The following is a 15,032-nucleotide window of genomic DNA, read 5'->3' as shown; positions in this document are numbered from 1 at the left end:
GTGCGCCCCTATGGGGCGAAATCAATGCCACCTGCTATGCAGGTGGTTTTTTACGCCTGCTGGCGAGCGGCGATCAGGGCATCCACCTGCGCTTTGATGACCGGCCAGACCGCGTCAATGGTCATGTCGGCGACGTTAGTCTCTTCGCAGACAATTTGTCTGGCCTTGTCATAACCCGGCGCCCAAATGGTATAGCCCGGCAAACCGGTATCTTTGAGTTTACGTTTGTTGTAAACCGCCACCATGGGCTTGTCGAACGCGCGAGCAATATGCACGATGGCGGTATCCGCCGTAATCACCAGATCGCAGTGGCGAACAATCTCAACCGCTGAATTAATATTGCTATCTGGCAGATGCAGCGCCGTTTCCAGATTAAGCTGACGAATTTTCTCGCTATGCCCGACCATCACGACGCTAATTTTATAAGGGAGCGTATATAAGCGTTCAATCAGAGCAGAAACCTGATGACGGCAAAAGTCTTTATCCGTTGAGGCGGTAAACGGGTTTATGGCAATACAGAGCTGACTCCCCTTGTGCTGAGCCAGCAGTGTTTTGACTCTTTCCCGCTCAAAAGCATCGCCGGGCAGATGATAGTGGTAATGAGGGTGTTCTATGCCAAATAGCCTGGCGACGGCTTTATAGCGCGCGGAAATATGGCTGCTGCTATCCAGAAAAGGGATAGAGTGATCGTAAAGCTTATATTCTTGTTTATTAAAACCGATAACGCAGCCAGGGCGTAAATCAGCCAGCAGTTTAAAACGCTCGTAGGTTTTCACGTCATCAAAATCAACGACCGCGTCAAATCCTGCCGCACGCAGTGCGTTTAACGGCATCCGCGGCTGATATAAATAAACCTGCTCAAGAAAATCCGCACCGGCAAGCATCTGCTTACAAACCGGCCCGGTAAGAACCGAAACCTTATAGCCCCGGTCAGCTAAAAGCTTTGCGCAGCCGGTCGTTACGACCATATCCCCAACTTTGTCATCCAGGCGCAATAATAAAACATGCTGAATCTTCGCGAAATTAAAGGGCTGGCGTGCGCTTTTATTTCTATAACGATAGTTAATTAAATTAAACTTAATTTCGCGGAAGAAGGCATTTTTCTTCCGCGTAAACTGCTTCACGATACGCATACGGTACCTGGTTGTGATCTTTTATCGCTGTGTGAGTTTCTGTTGGTAGTACTCCGCCAACGTCATTCCCTTCACCTGCGGCGCCAGCCAGCTGAAAAAAGCGTCCAGATCGGCATATAAGCGCTCGATATCCTGCTCGTTTTTAAACGTTGGGCTGCCGCCGGGCATGTACTCTGAAGAGTGGAGCATATATTCGACGTAGTCATTACCCTGAGTCAACGTTTGTTCGACCACTTTTTTCATCGTCTCAACGTTGCCGCCCATCGGACGCAGCCAGTGTACCGACGGCGAGCGTACTTTGCCGCGCAGGCGATCGTAGCCCTGCTTCAGGCTATTCATCCACGCGGAATGCTTGTACTGAATGCTCATCGGCACTTCCAGCAGCGATGATTGTCCTTCACGACGGATATCATTCTCGTCAAGAAAATAGGCGTGCTGCGGGAAATGACGGTAATCGGTACCGCCGTCGCCCTGCGGCGCGCCTTTCGCCGTCTTCCAGTTCACCCTCGGGGTAACCGAGCAATCCACCAGATAGCCATACTCCACCAGCAGACGCGCGTAGCGCTCGTCAAACGCCCAGCGCCCGGCGCGATGGCTGACCATTTTGGTCTGAAAGGTGTCCTCCAGCAGGCGGGTCATATAGTCGACTTTTGCCCGCATCGCCGCATCGCTGTACTCGATCAAATACGGTTTATGTCGCCAGTCGTCATCGGTGAGCGGATCGGTCGGCGGGCTGTTCCACGCGTGAAGATGCATACCGATTTCCGCGGTTCCCCGGGCGATCGCATCTTTGGCAAATTCGATATAAACCGGGTCGATGGCCATTTCATAGTTGGTCAACCAGACCGGTTTAAAACCATACTTTTCGCAAAGCTGCTGAAAACGCGGTAGATAGCGCGCATTCTCGGTGGTGATGCTGTCATGTTTTTGCCAGAGGTTATCACCCTCTGTATCAATCGTGATGAGAAATGCGGGTTTGTGCACGAAAACGTCCTCAGGCCATACGTATCGGGTCATGGTAGAGCAAGACAAGGCTTCTCTCAATCTATCTGATCCCCTAGAATCGGAGCCCTGCCCCTGAATGAAGAATAGAGAATGACGCCTGAAACCCGCACTTCCGGCCGCGTGAACCCGGCGCGAATCCTGGTTATTAAGCTTCGCCATCATGGCGATATGTTATTGATAACGCCGCTTATTCACGCGCTTAAGCAGCAATATCCCGCCGCCAGCGTGGATGTGCTGCTTTATGAAGAAACCCGGGATATGCTCGCAGCGAATACGGATATCCGCCACATTTACGGCATTGACCGGCGCTGGAAAAAACAGGGCGCCGGCCATCAGCTGAAGATGGAGTGGCGGCTGATTCGCACGCTCCGCCAGCAGCGCTACGATATGGTGCTCAATCTTGCCGATCAGTGGCCCAGCGCGATCATCACCAAACTGACCGGGGCGGCCATCCGTATCGGCTTTGACTTTCCGAAGCGTCGCCACCCGGCCTGGCGTTTTTGCCATACCGCCCTCGCCTCAACCGAGCGGCATAACCAGCTGCATACCGTGCAGCAGAATCTGTCGATTCTGGCGCCGCTTGGGCTGGATATTGCTGACGCGCCGGCGACGATGGGCTACAGCGAGCAGGACTGGCGCGCCAGCCGCGCGCTGCTGCCGGCAGGATTTCAGGATAACTATATCGTCATTCAGCCAACCTCCCGCTGGTTCTTTAAGTGCTGGCGCGAAGGGCGGATGAGCGCCCTGATAAACGCGCTTTCTGAAGCAGGCTACCCGGTCGTGCTGACCTCCGGCCCTGACGCCAGAGAGAAGCAGATGATCGACACCATTATGGCGGGCTGCCCCAATGCTCGCCTGCACTCCCTCGCCGGGCTGCTCACCCTGCGCCAGCTGGCGTCCGTCATCGACCATGCCCGCCTGTTTATCGGCGTCGACTCCGTGCCGATGCATATGGCCGCCGCGCTCGGTACGCCGCTGGTGGCGCTATTCGGCCCCTCCAAGCTCACCTTCTGGCGTCCATGGCAGGCGCAGGGCGAGGTGATTTGGGCGGGTGATTTCGGAGCGATTCCCGATCCTGACGACATTGATACCAACACCAACGAACGCTTTCTCGATTTAATCCCCACCGACGCGGTTATCGCGGCGGCGAAAAAGGTACTGGCATGAGTAAATTCAGGCTGGCTCTGGTACGCCAGAAGTATCGCCCGGACGGCGGCGCGGAGCGCTTTGTCTCCCGCGCGCTGGAAGCCCTCGACGACAGCGATCTTGAACTGAACGTCATCACCCGCGAATGGCAGGGGCCGGTGAAGCCCGAGTGGAACATCCACATCTGCAATCCGCGCAAATGGGGGCGGATCAGCCGCGAGCGAGGATTTGCCGACGCCGCCCGCCAGCTATGGCAGCGCGAAGCCTTCGATCTGGTGCAAAGCCACGAGCGTATCCCCGGCTGCGACCTGTACCGCGCCGGAGACGGCGTGCACCGCCGCTGGCTGCAGCAGCGCTCGCGCATTTTGCCCGGCTGGAAAAGCCGCCTGCTGTTTGCCGACCGCTACCATCGCTATGTGATGCAGGCCGAGCGCGACATGTACCAGGACGCGCACCTGCGCGGCGTTATCTGCAACGCGGAGATGATTAAACGCGAGATTATTGAAGACTTCGGCCTGCCGGCGGAAAAAATCCACGTTATCTATAACGCTATCGATAACCAGCGTTTTCTGCCGCCGACGGAAGAAGCCTTTGTCGCGCTGCGCGCCAAATGGAATCTGCCGATCCAAGCGACCTGCCTGATCTACGTCGGCTCCGGCTTTGAGCGCAAGGGGCTGGATGCGGCGATCCGCGCCATCGCCCCGACCAACCGCTACCTGCTGGTGGTGGGCAAAGATAAAGAGCAGGGCCGCTATCAGCAGCTGGCGAAAACGCTGAACTGCGAGGAGCGGGTGCGCTTCTTCGGCATGCAGTCGGAAACCCTGCCGTTCTATCAGATGGCCGACGGCCTGCTGCTGCCGACGCTGTACGATCCGTTTCCCAACGTCATTCTCGAAGCGATGGCCTGCGGCCTGCCGGTGATTACGACTACCGGCTGCGGCGGCGCGGAGTTTATTGTTCAGGGCAGCAATGGCTACGTTTGCGATGCGCTGGATATCCCGGCCCTGCAGGAGTCGGTTAGCGCCCTGCCCGCCCGGGCGTTAGGCTCTGCGCAAGGCGAACGCGCCCGCGAGCGCATCATGACCTGCACCAGCGAACGTCTCTCGGCGCAGCTGCTCTCCCTCTATCAGGATTTGGTGAAATAACGATGCGCATACTGTTTGTTATCGACGGCCTGCCCGGCGGCGGCGCGGAAAAAGTCGTGCTGACGCTGGCAGCGCATTTTCTTAGCCAGGGTGAACAGGTATCACTTTTTTCCCTGCGCGACGTCTGCGATTATCCGCTGCCGGAAGGGCTGGATTATCAGGTCATCGCCGATCGCTGCCGCAAGCCGTGGCGCAAGCTGACGGAGCTGTCCCGGCGCGCGCGCCAGCTTGATGCGGCAATCGAGAAGGCAGAACAGCAGGGCCGTTTCGATCTGGTGCTCTCGAATCTGCATAAAACCGACCGCATTGTCTCCCGCAGCCGCCTGCTGAACGGGCGCAACGTCTGGTTTTGCCTGCACGGCGTGTTCTCCGCGTCCTATCTCGGACACCGCAGCGGTTTTGACCGCTGGCTGAAACAGCAGAAAATCGGGCGCGTTTACCGGGGACGCAACGTCGTCGCCGTCTCCGATGCGGTAGGTCAAGACCTGGTCGAGCAGTTCGCCATTCGCCCGGCCCAGCTGAAAACCATCTATAACCCGTTTGATATCCCCGCTCTGCGCGCCGCGGCTGAAGAACCCAGCCAGCGCCCCGACGGCGACTATATTATCCACGTGGGCCGCTTTCATCCCGGTAAACGCCACGACCGCCTGATTGAGGCGTATGCGCAAAGCGGTATCGATGCGCCGCTGGTACTGCTGGGGCAGGGAAAACCGGAACAAGAGCTGCGCCTGCGCCAGCTGGCGCAGCAGCTACAGGTTGCCGATCGCGTCCTGTTTAAGGGCTTCCAGAAAAACCCGCTGCCGTGGATTAAAGGCGCGCGGATGCTGGTCCTCAGCTCCGATAGCGAAGGCTTTGGCAACGTGGTGGTTGAGGCGCTGCTGCTGGATACGCCGGTCGCCAGCACCCGCTGCCCGGGCGGCGTGACCGAGATCCTCACCGGCGAGCTGTCGCGTGGCCTGGCGGATCTCAACAGCCCGGCGCTGGCTCAGACGATGCAAAGCATTTACCATAGCCCGCCGGCCATCGACGCAGCGGCGCTGGAGAAGTTCAGCGTGGCATCGATTTGTCAGCAGTATCGTCAGCTGCGCAGCGCCTGACGCCGTTATTCAACCAGGATCGAATGAGTTATGAGTCAAACGCCTTTACTAAGCATCGTAGCCGCCGTCTATAACGGCGAAAAATTCCTTGCGCAATTCTTTGAGTGCCTTGAGCAACAGCAGCTGGAAAGCTATGAACTGATCCTGGTGAACGACGGGTCGACGGACGGCAGCCTTGCGGTTATCGACCAGTGGAAAGACCGCCTGCAAAACGTGCTCGTGCTGGAGCAGGAAAACCAGGGCGTGTCGGTGGCGCGCAATACCGGCCTCGCCGCGGCGACGGGTAAGTACCTGACCTTCCCGGATATCGACGATAAGCTTTACCCGGGCATGTACCGTACGCTTCTGGAGATGGCGGAAAAGGGCAATCTTGACGTCGCCACCTGCAACGGCCGCTACGTCTACGAGACGAAAAAAGATATCCATCCTATTTTCCCGCTGGACCGGCTACAGTCGACCGGCGTTTTGCCCGGCCACGTCTGGTTAAAGCAGGCGCTGGATTCTCGTAAGTTCCTGCATGTCACCTGGCTGAATATCTACCGCCGGGAGTTTATCGCCAGCCACCGCTTCCACTTTGAGCCTGGCCTGCGCCATCAGGATATTCCCTGGACCACCGAAGTGCTGCTGGCGGCAGAACGCGTGCAGTACACCAGCGAGCAGTTCTACGATTACTATATTCACTCGGAATCGGTGTCGCATAAGCCGGACAACGACGACACGCTGATGCGTTCAGCGCGCCACTATATGAAGATTCTTGAGATGCTGGACGCCATCAACCAGCGCTATCCGGACAAGGTTCGCGATATTTCCGCCTGCCGCTGGCAGATCGCCAAAGAGGGGCTGGGGATTATTCATACCTTCGATAGCATGAAAGATGAGTCAAAAAAGCATATTATCATTAAAGAGTTCTTTGACCGCGGTATCTGGCGCCTGATCTGGAAAAACGCCCGTACGTTCCGTCTACGCTGGCGTCTTGGACGCCGCTATCTGCGCATCAAGCGCTATCGCGACGCGGCTTAATACTGAATCCCTTAGTTTCCGCCAAAGAGATAGCTTTACGCGGGTTAAATGCTTAGAATTTGCCCGCAAAAACATAAATACGGATAAATCGCTTGGAATTGCTTTATACCGCCCTACTTTACCTCATTCAGCCGCTGGTGTGGCTGCGACTGCTGTTACGCAGCCGTAAGGCCCCTGCCTATCGTAAACGCTGGAAGGAACGTTATGGCTTCTGCCAGAACAAGGTAGAACCGGGTGGCATCCTGCTGCATTCCGTTTCCGTAGGTGAAACGCTGGCGGCGATTCCGCTGGTGCGCGCGCTACGCCACCGTTACCCCTATCTGCCGATCACCGTCACCACCATGACGCCAACCGGCTCTGAACGCGCCATGTCCGCTTTCGGCAAAGACGTGCATCACGTCTATCTGCCTTACGATCTGCCCGGCGCGATGAACCGTTTCTTCAATACCGTTCAGCCGAAGCTGGTTATCGTCATGGAAACCGAACTGTGGCCGAACATGGTCGCCACGCTGCATAAGCGTAAAATCCCGCTGGTAATCGCCAACGCCCGCCTCTCCGAACGCTCGGCGAAAGGCTATGCCAAACTGGGGAAATTTATGCGTCGGCTGCTGAGCCGCATTACCCTTATCGCCGCGCAGAATGAAGAAGACGCCAGCCGCTTTATCGCTCTTGGCCTGAAACGCAATCAGCTGGCGGTCACCGGCAGCCTGAAGTTTGATATTTCGGTCACGCCAGAGCTGGCGGCTCGCGCCATCACCCTGCGCCGCCAGTGGGCGCCGCATCGCCAGGTATGGATTGCCACCAGCACCCACGACGGCGAAGAACAAATTATTCTTCAGGCGCATAAGCAGCTGCTGGAGCGTTTCCCCAACCTGCTGCTGATCCTTGTCCCGCGCCATCCGGAGCGCTTCGGCGACGCCCGCGAGATGGTGCAGAAAGCGGGAATGAGCTACACCCTGCGCAGCACCGGCGAAATCCCGTCGAACAGTACCCAGGTGGTGATTGGCGATACCATGGGCGAGCTGATGCTGCTGTACGGTATTGCCGACCTCGCGTTTGTCGGCGGTAGCCTGGTGGAGCGCGGCGGCCATAACCCGCTGGAGCCCGCCGCCCATGCGATACCGGTACTGATGGGTCCGCACACGTTCAACTTCAAAGATATCTGCGCCAAGCTGCAGCAGGACGATGGACTGATTACCGTCACCGACGCCGACTCGCTGGTAACGCAGGTGTCTAACCTGCTGACCGATGAAGATTACCGTCTGTGGTACGGTCGCCATGCGGTGGAAGTTCTGCACCAAAACCAGGGCGCGCTCTCCCGTCTGCTACAGTTATTGCAACCCTATCTGCCGCAGCGGAGCCACTAATGTCGCCTCGACTCTCGGTCGTTATGATCGCCAAAAACGCGGCGGATCTGCTGCCTGATTGTCTGGCGTCGGTAAGCTGGGCCGATGAGATAGTGCTGCTGGATTCCGGCAGCAGCGACAACACCGTCGAACTCGCTCGCAGCCAGGGCGTTCAGGTGCATGTCAATCGCGACTGGCAGGGCTACGGTATTCAGCGCCAGCGCGCCCAGGCCTACGCCACCGGCGACTACGTGCTGATGATCGATACCGACGAGCGCGTCACTCCGGAGCTTGCGCAGTCTATCCGCAGCGTGCTGGCCGCGCCGCAAACCGGCGCGATATACAGCATCGCCCGGCGCAACTATTTCCTTGGCCGCTTTATGCGCCACAGCGGCTGGTACCCCGACCGCGTGATGCGCCTGTACGAACGCGACCGTTACCGCTATAACGATAATCTGGTCCACGAATCTCTCGACGCCCAGGGCGCGCGGGTTATCGAACTCGCGGGCGACCTGCTGCATCTGACCTGCCGTGATTTCTCCGGCTTTCAGCAAAAGCAGCTGGCCTACGCCGCCGCCTGGGCGCAGGAGCGCCATCAGAGAGGCAAAAAGACCTCGCTGGCCGCTATCTTCGGCCATACGCTGGGCGCCTTTGTGAAAACGCTGCTGCTGCGCGGGGGCATTCTGGATGGGAAACAAGGTTGGCTGCTGGCGGTGGTCAACGCGCAATACACGTTTAATAAATACACCGAGCTGTGGGCCCTGAGCCGCGGCTACTCGGAGAAAGTGTCATTATGAGCACAAAAGCGATCTATCCGGGAACCTTCGACCCTATCACCAACGGCCATATCGATATCGTCACCCGCGCGGCCAGCATGTTCGATAAGGTGTTGCTGGCTATCGCCGCCAGCCCGAGCAAAAAGCCGATGTTCACTCTCGACGAGCGCATCGCGCTGGCCACCCAGGCAACGGCGCATCTGGTCAACGTTGAGGTTATTGGCTTCAGCGATTTAATGGCCAATTTTGCCCGCGCGCAGCAGGCGAACATTTTAATTCGCGGCCTGCGGGCGGTGGCGGATTTTGAATATGAGATGCAGCTGGCGCATATGAACCGTCATTTGATGCCGACGCTGGAGAGCGTGTTTCTGATGCCGTGCAAAGAGTGGTCGTTTATCTCCTCTTCGCTGGTGAAAGAAGTGGCGCGCCACCAGGGCGACGTCTCTCACTTTCTGCCGGCAAACGTTCACCAGGCGCTGCTGAAGAAGCTGTAATCCTGCGCCGTCTAGGCTCTTCCCGGAGGCGATGCTGCGCATCTGTCCGGGCTACCGGACCAAGCGCAGCCCTGTAGCCCGGCTAAGCGCAGCGCAAGCCAGGTTCACGGCAACCCCCGCACTTTACTTCTGACACTGGCGGCAATAAAACGTCGCCCGCTGGGCGTGTTTACTGCCGATAACCGGCGTCCCGCAAATGCGGCACGGCTCGCCCTTGCGGCCATACACCTGCAGTTCCTGGGCAAAGTAGCCCGGTTTACCGTCGCTTTGCAGGAAATCTTTCAGCGTCGTCCCGCCCTGTTCGATGGAGCGCAGCAGGACCAGCTTAATCACTTTCACCAGCTGCTCGCACTCCTCGCGCGACAGCGAAGAGGCCAGCCTGTCGGGGTGAATGCCCGCCGAAAAGAGCGATTCGCTGGCGTAGATATTGCCCACCCCGACCACCAGCTTATTATCCATTAGCCAGGGCTTAATCGCGGTTTTTTTCTTCGCGCACTTCGCCTGCAGATAATCGGCGTTGAACTCATCGCTCAGCGGCTCCGGCCCCAGATGCGCCAGCACCGGATGCCCTTCCAGCGCTTTGGTCCACAGCCAGGCGCCAAAACGACGCGGGTCGGTATAGCGCAGCACCTTGCCGTTACTCATCACCAGGTCCACGTGATCGTGTTTTTCCGCGGGCAGCTCTTCGCTCAGGATACGCAGGCTTCCCGACATCCCAAGGTGGACGATAATCCAGCCGTCGGGCAGTTCCAGCAGCAGATATTTAGCGCGGCGGCGTACGCTGAGCACCGGAACGTCGCTCAGACGATAGATCTCTTCAGAAACCGGCCAGCGCAGGCGCCCGTTGCGCACAACGGCGTGCAGGATGGTGGCTCCCACCAGGTGCGGCTCAATGCCGCGGCGGCTGGTTTCTACTTCAGGTAATTCAGGCATTCTTTTCTCGAACAAAAACGGCAGGATGCACTATCTTACCGCGTTCAGCAACGAGGTTCAGGGCAATTATTGTTCAGCATGCTCTTCCGCCTGGCGCAGGGGGTAAACGTTCGCCAGCGCCAACGGTGTAGACGGTAGCGTAGTCTTGATAACAAAAAACCCCGCCGAGGCGGGGTTTTTCTTTACAAGGAATCTAAAATTATTTGATTTTAGCTTCTTTGTATAAAACGTGCTGACGGACAACTGGATCGAACTTTTTCAGTTCCAGTTTTTCCGGCTTAGTACGTTTGTTCTTCGTGGTGGTATAGAAGTGACCAGTACCAGCAGAAGAAACCAGCTTGATTTTCTCACGAATACCTTTAGCCATGACTTATTTCCTCTAAGTACTTAGTACTTTTCGCCACGGGCACGCAGTTCGGACAGAACTGTATCGATGCCTTTCTTATCAATAACACGCATACCTTTAGCAGATACGCGCAGGGTGACAAAACGCTTCTCGCTCTCAACCCAGAAACGGTGAGAGTGCAGGTTCGGCAGGAAACGGCGTTTAGTCGCGTTCAGTGCGTGGGAACGGTTGTTACCGGTCACCGGACGCTTGCCAGTAACTTGGCAGACTCGGGACATGTCTATTCTCCAAAAATCAAATTAGCTCGAGCTTCGTATGGGGTATTGGCGCCTCGTCAGGCTTTACAGCCCGGTCATCGCAGTTCTAAGCGAACTCTCGATTGCCAGGCCCAAATGCCAAACCCGAGATTCTCAAAGGTGGCGTAGTATACGCTGACTCGGCGATGTGCTCAAGTCCCGAACAGACAAAGATCCCGATGGATCGCGCGATCGGGGCTAAATCCAGCCGCGTTCAGCAAAAGATACGTACGCTCCGCGGCCAATAACAAGGTGATCCAGCACACGTATATCCATGAATCGACAACATTTTATCACTCTTTCGGTAATCAACCTGTCGGCCTTGCTCGGCTCAGGACTACCGGATGGATGATTATGTGCCAGGATCACCGCGGCGGCGTTCACTTTGATGGCTTCGCGTACGATTTCTCGCGGATGCACCTCAACGTGGCTAAGAGTACCAGAAAAAAGGCGGCTATGTTTCAATACCCGGTTCTGATTATCTAAAAAGATCACCATGAAGATCTCACGCTCTTCGTCGGCCAGCTGGCTTTGCAGAAATTCCCGCGTCATCGACGGGGTAACCAGCGAGGGTTCTTCCGTCATTCGCAGGCTAAAATAGCGTCGCGCCAGTTCAGCAATCCCTTTTAGCTGCGCATATTTCGCCAGACCAATGCCTTCCACCTCAGCAAACTGCGACTCCTCCGCCGATAGCAGGCCGTACAGCGAGCCAAAACGCTGTAGCAGCTCCCGCGAAAATGTCATCACGTCCTGCGTGCGGGTACCGGTACGTAAAAATAGCGCCAACAGCTCAATATCCGACAAAACTTCGATACCGTAGCGCTGCATCTTTTCCCTCGGCATGAGGGATTCTTGTATTTCCATCGCGGTATCTCCTTCCCACTGCGCGCTATCCTGGCACAGCCTTTTTGCGCCGCCGAGACGCAAGTTTTATCCCTGCGTAGCGCCTCGCAAAGTGTATCTCCGCGAGGCACACGATGCCGTCAGGATTGTGATAAGATGCGCGAATTCTGGTGTACCGCAACAGGAAAAAATCATGATGAGTCTGGCTGGTAAAAAGATCGTTCTTGGCGTGAGCGGCGGCATTGCTGCCTATAAAACGCCGGAACTGGTGCGCCGCCTGCGTGACCGCGGCGCGGATGTCCGCGTCGCCATGACGGAAGCCGCAAAAGCCTTCATTACGCCATTAAGTCTACAGGCGGTATCCGGTTATCCGGTTTCCGACAGCCTGCTCGACCCGGCCGCCGAAGCGGCGATGGGCCATATTGAGCTGGGGAAATGGGCCGACCTGGTCATTCTTGCCCCCGCCACCGCCGACCTAATCGCTCGCGTCGCGGCAGGGATGGCCAACGATCTCGTTTCGACGATTTGTCTCGCTACGCCCTCGCCGGTCGCCGTCGTGCCCGCCATGAATCAGCAGATGTATCGCGCCGCCGCCACCCAGCATAATCTGGACGTCATTGCCGCCCGCGGTCTGCTGGTCTGGGGCCCGGACAGCGGCAGCCAGGCCTGCGGCGATGTTGGCCCGGGGCGGATGCTGGACCCGCTGACCATTGTGGATATGGCCGCGCAGCATTTCTCGCCTGTCAAAGATTTGCAACATCTGAACATCATGATTACCGCGGGCCCCACCCGCGAGCCGCTGGATCCGGTGCGTTATATCACCAATCACAGTTCTGGTAAGATGGGCTTCGCGATTGCCGCCGCCGCCGCGCGCCGCGGGGCTAACGTCACGCTGGTGAGCGGCCCGGTTTCGCTGCCTACGCCGCCGTTTGTACACAGAATTGATGTCACCACCGCGCTGGAAATGGAAGCCGCGGTGCAAAACAGCGCGCCTCAGCAGCATATTTTTATTGGCTGTGCGGCGGTCGCTGACTACCGTGCGGTCGCCATCGCCGAAGAAAAAATCAAAAAACAAGGTGATGAATTAACCCTGAAAATGGTTAAAAATCCGGATATCGTCGCAGGGGTCGCCGCGCTTAAGGCCAACCGCCCTTACGTCGTTGGGTTTGCCGCCGAAACAAATAATGTGGAAGAATACGCACGGCAAAAGCGAGCCCGCAAAAATCTTGATCTGATTTGCGCCAATGATGTTTCTCAGCCAAATCAGGGATTTAACAGCGACAGCAATGCATTACACCTTTTCTGGCAGGAGGGAGATAAGCGCTTACCACTTGAGCGCAAGGAACTCCTGGGCCAATTATTACTCGACGAGATCGTTACCCGTTATGATGAAAAAAATCGACGTTAAGATTCTGGACCCGCGTGTTGGTCAGCAATTTCCGCTGCCGACCTATGCCACCTCCGGCTCCGCCGGACTTGACCTGCGAGCCTGTCTCGATGACGCCGTAGAGCTGGCTCCTGGCGCAACGACCCTCGTGCCAACCGGTCTGGCGATTCATATTGCCGATCCCTCTCTGGCGGCGGTGATTCTCCCGCGCTCCGGACTGGGCCATAAGCACGGCGTCGTACTGGGTAACCTGGTCGGTCTGATTGATTCTGACTATCAGGGCCAGCTGATGGTTTCCGTCTGGAACCGCAGCCAGCAGAGCTTCAGCATCGAACCCGGCGAGCGTATCGCGCAAATGGTGTTTGTGCCCGTTGTGCAGGCAGAATTTAACCTGGTGGAAGATTTTGACGCCACCGATCGCGGCGAAGGCGGCTTCGGTCACTCAGGGCGTCAATAAGCCCGGCGATAGACAAAACTCTTTCGGGGCGCTGCCGGCAAAAGGGCTGCCTGAAGGATGAAGTGGAACCAGCATCGCAAAGCGCACTAATGCAATAACATCACCGCAGGCAACAGCTTGCGGTCGCTTTGTGGGTGCCTGCCTGACAAGTGCTTTTTTTCAGGGGTATTTTAAAACATGGCAGAAAAACAAACTGCGAAAAGGAATCGTCGCGAAGAAATACTTCAATCTCTGGCGCTAATGCTTGAATCCAGCGATGGAAGTCAGCGCATTACCACAGCGAAACTGGCGGCGTCCGTTGGCGTATCCGAAGCGGCTCTGTATCGGCACTTCCCGAGCAAGACCCGCATGTTTGACAGCCTGATTGAATTTATCGAAGACAGCCTGATTACGCGCATCAATTTGATTTTAAAAGATGAAAAAGACACCTCAGCGCGCCTGCGTCTGATTGTGCTGTTGATTCTTGGGTTTGGCGAGCGTAATCCTGGGCTGACAAGAATTCTGACCGGCCATGCGCTGATGTTTGAACAGGACCGGCTTCAGGACCGCATCAATCAGCTGTTCGAGCGCATTGAAGTTCAGCTGCGTCAGGTGTTGCGTGAAAAGAAAATGCGCGAAGGCGAAGGCTATACCGTCGATGAAGCCCTGCTGGCCAGCCAGCTATTGGCATTCTGCGAAGGGATGCTATCGCGCTTTGTGCGCAGCGAGTTTAAATATCGCCCGACGGACGATTTTGACGCCCGCTGGCCGCTGGTCGCCGCCCAGCTGAAATAATTCTCGCCGGTCTCTGTGCAGCCCGAAGGGCTGCATCTCTTCCCGCAGGAATGCCCGGCATTATCCGCATTGATACCCAGGCGCTCTTCTCGCCGCGGCTGGCCGTTTTGCCGGCAATCGACCCGACAGACCGTTGCCTGCCGGGCAGATGTTTATACGCCGTACGCTTCGCGATAGGCGCGAACGGCAGTCAGGTGTTCAGCCATTTCCGGCTTCTCTTCCAGATAGCTAATCAGGTCTTTCAGCGTCACGATGGAAATTACTTTACAGCCGTAGTCGCGCTCAACTTCCTGAATCGCGGAGATTTCGCCGCGTCCGCGTTCCTGACGATCCAGAGAGATCAGTACGCCGGCCAGCTCAGCGCCGTTGGCCTGAATAATTTCCATCGATTCCCGAATCGCGGTGCCTGCGGTAATCACATCATCCACCAGCATCACGCGGCCCTGCAGCGCGCTCCCCACCAGGTTTCCGCCCTCGCCGTGAGTCTTCGCCTCTTTGCGGTTAAAGCAGTAAGGCAGATCGCGGTCATGGTGTTCCGCCAGCGCGACCGCCGTGGTAGTGGCGATAGGGATGCCTTTATAGGCCGGGCCGAACAGCAGGTCAAAATCAATCCCGGAATCCACCAGCGCTTCGGCGTAAAAACGGCCTAACAGTGCCAGATCGCGCCCGGTATTAAACAGGCCGGCGTTGAAGAAATAGGGGCTCTTGCGCCCGGATTTCAGCGTAAACTCGCCAAACTTAAGTACCTGCTTGTTAAGCGCAAACTCAATAAACTGGCGCTGATACGGTTTCATGGATTCGCTCCTCATCTTACTTTTCTACGGACAAAAAAAA

General features: G+C 56.9%; 17 protein-coding genes. 10 read left to right on the top strand and 7 right to left on the bottom strand.

Annotated features, from left to right (window positions below; genetic code table 11):
* Positions 1 to 50 precede the first annotated feature (50 nt).
* Positions 51 to 1,133: a glycosyltransferase family 9 protein gene (locus SIK97_RS15095; RefSeq protein ID WP_032751698.1), complete on the bottom strand. Its 1,083-nt coding sequence runs from the start codon at positions 1,131 to 1,133 to the stop codon at positions 51 to 53.
* A 21-nt stretch (positions 1,134 to 1,154) separates the two neighbouring features.
* Positions 1,155 to 2,117: a polysaccharide deacetylase family protein gene (locus SIK97_RS15090; protein ID WP_004855488.1), complete on the bottom strand. Its 963-nt coding sequence runs from the start codon at positions 2,115 to 2,117 to the stop codon at positions 1,155 to 1,157.
* Positions 2,118 to 2,228: 111 nt separating this feature from the next.
* Between SIK97_RS15090 and rfaQ the strand changes: the two genes are divergently transcribed.
* The 7 genes from rfaQ (at position 2,229) to coaD (ending at position 9,162) form a co-directional block, all read left to right on the top strand.
* Positions 2,229 to 3,305, top strand: a complete 1,077-nt coding sequence (rfaQ, locus tag SIK97_RS15085; protein WP_025107815.1) for a putative lipopolysaccharide heptosyltransferase III — start codon at positions 2,229 to 2,231, stop codon at positions 3,303 to 3,305.
* Complete coding sequence (locus SIK97_RS15080) at positions 3,302 to 4,429, top strand: glycosyltransferase family 4 protein (RefSeq protein ID WP_032751699.1); 1,128 nt, start codon at positions 3,302 to 3,304, stop codon at positions 4,427 to 4,429. The genes rfaQ and SIK97_RS15080 overlap by 4 nt, the downstream gene beginning before the upstream one ends.
* A gap of 2 nt (positions 4,430 to 4,431) precedes the next feature.
* Positions 4,432 to 5,526: a glycosyltransferase gene (locus SIK97_RS15075; RefSeq protein ID WP_032751701.1), complete on the top strand. Its 1,095-nt coding sequence runs from the start codon at positions 4,432 to 4,434 to the stop codon at positions 5,524 to 5,526.
* Positions 5,527 to 5,556: 30 nt separating this feature from the next.
* A complete protein-coding gene (locus SIK97_RS15070; protein ID WP_032751704.1) occupies positions 5,557 to 6,546 on the top strand; it encodes a glycosyltransferase in 990 nt (329 codons plus the stop codon).
* A gap of 92 nt (positions 6,547 to 6,638) precedes the next feature.
* On the top strand, positions 6,639 to 7,913 hold the full coding sequence (waaA, locus tag SIK97_RS15065; RefSeq protein WP_014227249.1) for a lipid IV(A) 3-deoxy-D-manno-octulosonic acid transferase: 1,275 nt from the start codon (positions 6,639 to 6,641) through the stop codon (positions 7,911 to 7,913).
* Positions 7,913 to 8,689 (top strand): glycosyltransferase family 2 protein, encoded by a 777-nt coding sequence (locus tag SIK97_RS15060; RefSeq protein WP_032751706.1) that lies wholly within the window; start codon positions 7,913 to 7,915, stop codon positions 8,687 to 8,689. Before waaA ends, SIK97_RS15060 begins: the two co-directional genes overlap by 1 nt.
* A complete protein-coding gene (coaD, locus tag SIK97_RS15055) occupies positions 8,686 to 9,162 on the top strand; it encodes a pantetheine-phosphate adenylyltransferase (protein ID WP_004106901.1) in 477 nt (158 codons plus the stop codon). The genes SIK97_RS15060 and coaD overlap by 4 nt, the downstream gene beginning before the upstream one ends.
* Before the next feature lie 123 nt (positions 9,163 to 9,285).
* On the opposite strand, the gene mutM is transcribed toward coaD, so the two are convergent.
* The 4 genes from mutM to radC form a co-directional block, all read right to left on the bottom strand.
* Entirely contained in the window at positions 9,286 to 10,095 is an 810-nt protein-coding gene (mutM, locus tag SIK97_RS15050; RefSeq protein WP_014227251.1) for a bifunctional DNA-formamidopyrimidine glycosylase/DNA-(apurinic or apyrimidinic site) lyase, read from the bottom strand.
* A 199-nt stretch (positions 10,096 to 10,294) separates the two neighbouring features.
* A complete protein-coding gene (gene rpmG / locus SIK97_RS15045) occupies positions 10,295 to 10,462 on the bottom strand; it encodes a 50S ribosomal protein L33 (protein WP_003024094.1) in 168 nt (55 codons plus the stop codon).
* Positions 10,463 to 10,482: 20 nt separating this feature from the next.
* Positions 10,483 to 10,719, bottom strand: coding sequence for a 50S ribosomal protein L28 (gene rpmB / locus SIK97_RS15040; protein ID WP_002436699.1), 237 nt, complete (start codon positions 10,717 to 10,719; stop codon positions 10,483 to 10,485).
* A gap of 216 nt (positions 10,720 to 10,935) precedes the next feature.
* On the bottom strand, positions 10,936 to 11,601 hold the full coding sequence (gene radC, locus SIK97_RS15035; RefSeq protein ID WP_004126657.1) for a RadC family protein: 666 nt from the start codon (positions 11,599 to 11,601) through the stop codon (positions 10,936 to 10,938).
* Positions 11,602 to 11,776: 175 nt separating this feature from the next.
* On the opposite strand from radC, the gene coaBC reads away from it, so the two are divergent.
* From coaBC to slmA, 3 genes are all read left to right on the top strand, one after another.
* Positions 11,777 to 12,988: a bifunctional phosphopantothenoylcysteine decarboxylase/phosphopantothenate--cysteine ligase CoaBC gene (gene coaBC, locus SIK97_RS15030; RefSeq protein ID WP_014227252.1), complete on the top strand. Its 1,212-nt coding sequence runs from the start codon at positions 11,777 to 11,779 to the stop codon at positions 12,986 to 12,988.
* Positions 12,966 to 13,424: a dUTP diphosphatase gene (dut, locus tag SIK97_RS15025; protein WP_004855506.1), complete on the top strand. Its 459-nt coding sequence runs from the start codon at positions 12,966 to 12,968 to the stop codon at positions 13,422 to 13,424. Before coaBC ends, dut begins: the two co-directional genes overlap by 23 nt.
* 177 nt (positions 13,425 to 13,601) lie before the next feature.
* Positions 13,602 to 14,198: a nucleoid occlusion factor SlmA gene (gene slmA / locus SIK97_RS15020; RefSeq protein WP_004855507.1), complete on the top strand. Its 597-nt coding sequence runs from the start codon at positions 13,602 to 13,604 to the stop codon at positions 14,196 to 14,198.
* A gap of 152 nt (positions 14,199 to 14,350) precedes the next feature.
* Here the strand turns inward: slmA and pyrE are convergent, their stop codons facing one another.
* The gene (gene pyrE / locus SIK97_RS15015) at positions 14,351 to 14,992 is read right to left on the bottom strand and encodes an orotate phosphoribosyltransferase (RefSeq protein ID WP_004855508.1); all 642 of its coding nucleotides are present in this window, start codon (positions 14,990 to 14,992) and stop codon (positions 14,351 to 14,353) included.
* Between the last annotated feature and the right edge of the window lie 40 nt (positions 14,993 to 15,032).

Origin of the sequence: Klebsiella sp. JN_Kp126 (assembly GCF_033843325.1) — a bacterium.
GTDB lineage: Bacteria > Pseudomonadota > Gammaproteobacteria > Enterobacterales > Enterobacteriaceae > Klebsiella > Klebsiella michiganensis.
Note: the sequence above shows the minus strand (reverse complement) of the source record. Positions and strands in the feature narration are given on the sequence as shown.

Bases quoted from the DNA above. Each gene is read 5' to 3' on its own strand.
- SIK97_RS15095 (WP_032751698.1), bottom strand. From the start codon at position 1,133: ATGCGTATCGTGAAGCAGTTTACGCGGAAGAAAAATGCCTTCTTCCGC.
- rfaQ (WP_025107815.1), top strand. From the start codon at position 2,229: ATGACGCCTGAAACCCGCACTTCCGGCCGCGTGAACCCGGCGCGAATC.
- SIK97_RS15080 (WP_032751699.1), top strand. From the start codon at position 3,302: ATGAGTAAATTCAGGCTGGCTCTGGTACGCCAGAAGTATCGCCCGGAC.
- SIK97_RS15075 (WP_032751701.1), top strand. From the start codon at position 4,432: ATGCGCATACTGTTTGTTATCGACGGCCTGCCCGGCGGCGGCGCGGAA.
- SIK97_RS15070 (WP_032751704.1), top strand. From the start codon at position 5,557: ATGAGTCAAACGCCTTTACTAAGCATCGTAGCCGCCGTCTATAACGGC.
- SIK97_RS15060 (WP_032751706.1), top strand. From the start codon at position 7,913: ATGTCGCCTCGACTCTCGGTCGTTATGATCGCCAAAAACGCGGCGGAT.
- coaD (WP_004106901.1), top strand. From the start codon at position 8,686: ATGAGCACAAAAGCGATCTATCCGGGAACCTTCGACCCTATCACCAAC.
- mutM (WP_014227251.1), bottom strand. From the start codon at position 10,095: ATGCCTGAATTACCTGAAGTAGAAACCAGCCGCCGCGGCATTGAGCCG.
- rpmG (WP_003024094.1), bottom strand. From the start codon at position 10,462: ATGGCTAAAGGTATTCGTGAGAAAATCAAGCTGGTTTCTTCTGCTGGT.
- rpmB (WP_002436699.1), bottom strand. From the start codon at position 10,719: ATGTCCCGAGTCTGCCAAGTTACTGGCAAGCGTCCGGTGACCGGTAAC.
- radC (WP_004126657.1), bottom strand. From the start codon at position 11,601: ATGGAAATACAAGAATCCCTCATGCCGAGGGAAAAGATGCAGCGCTAC.
- coaBC (WP_014227252.1), top strand. From the start codon at position 11,777: ATGAGTCTGGCTGGTAAAAAGATCGTTCTTGGCGTGAGCGGCGGCATT.
- dut (WP_004855506.1), top strand. From the start codon at position 12,966: ATGATGAAAAAAATCGACGTTAAGATTCTGGACCCGCGTGTTGGTCAG.
- slmA (WP_004855507.1), top strand. From the start codon at position 13,602: ATGGCAGAAAAACAAACTGCGAAAAGGAATCGTCGCGAAGAAATACTT.
- pyrE (WP_004855508.1), bottom strand. From the start codon at position 14,992: ATGAAACCGTATCAGCGCCAGTTTATTGAGTTTGCGCTTAACAAGCAG.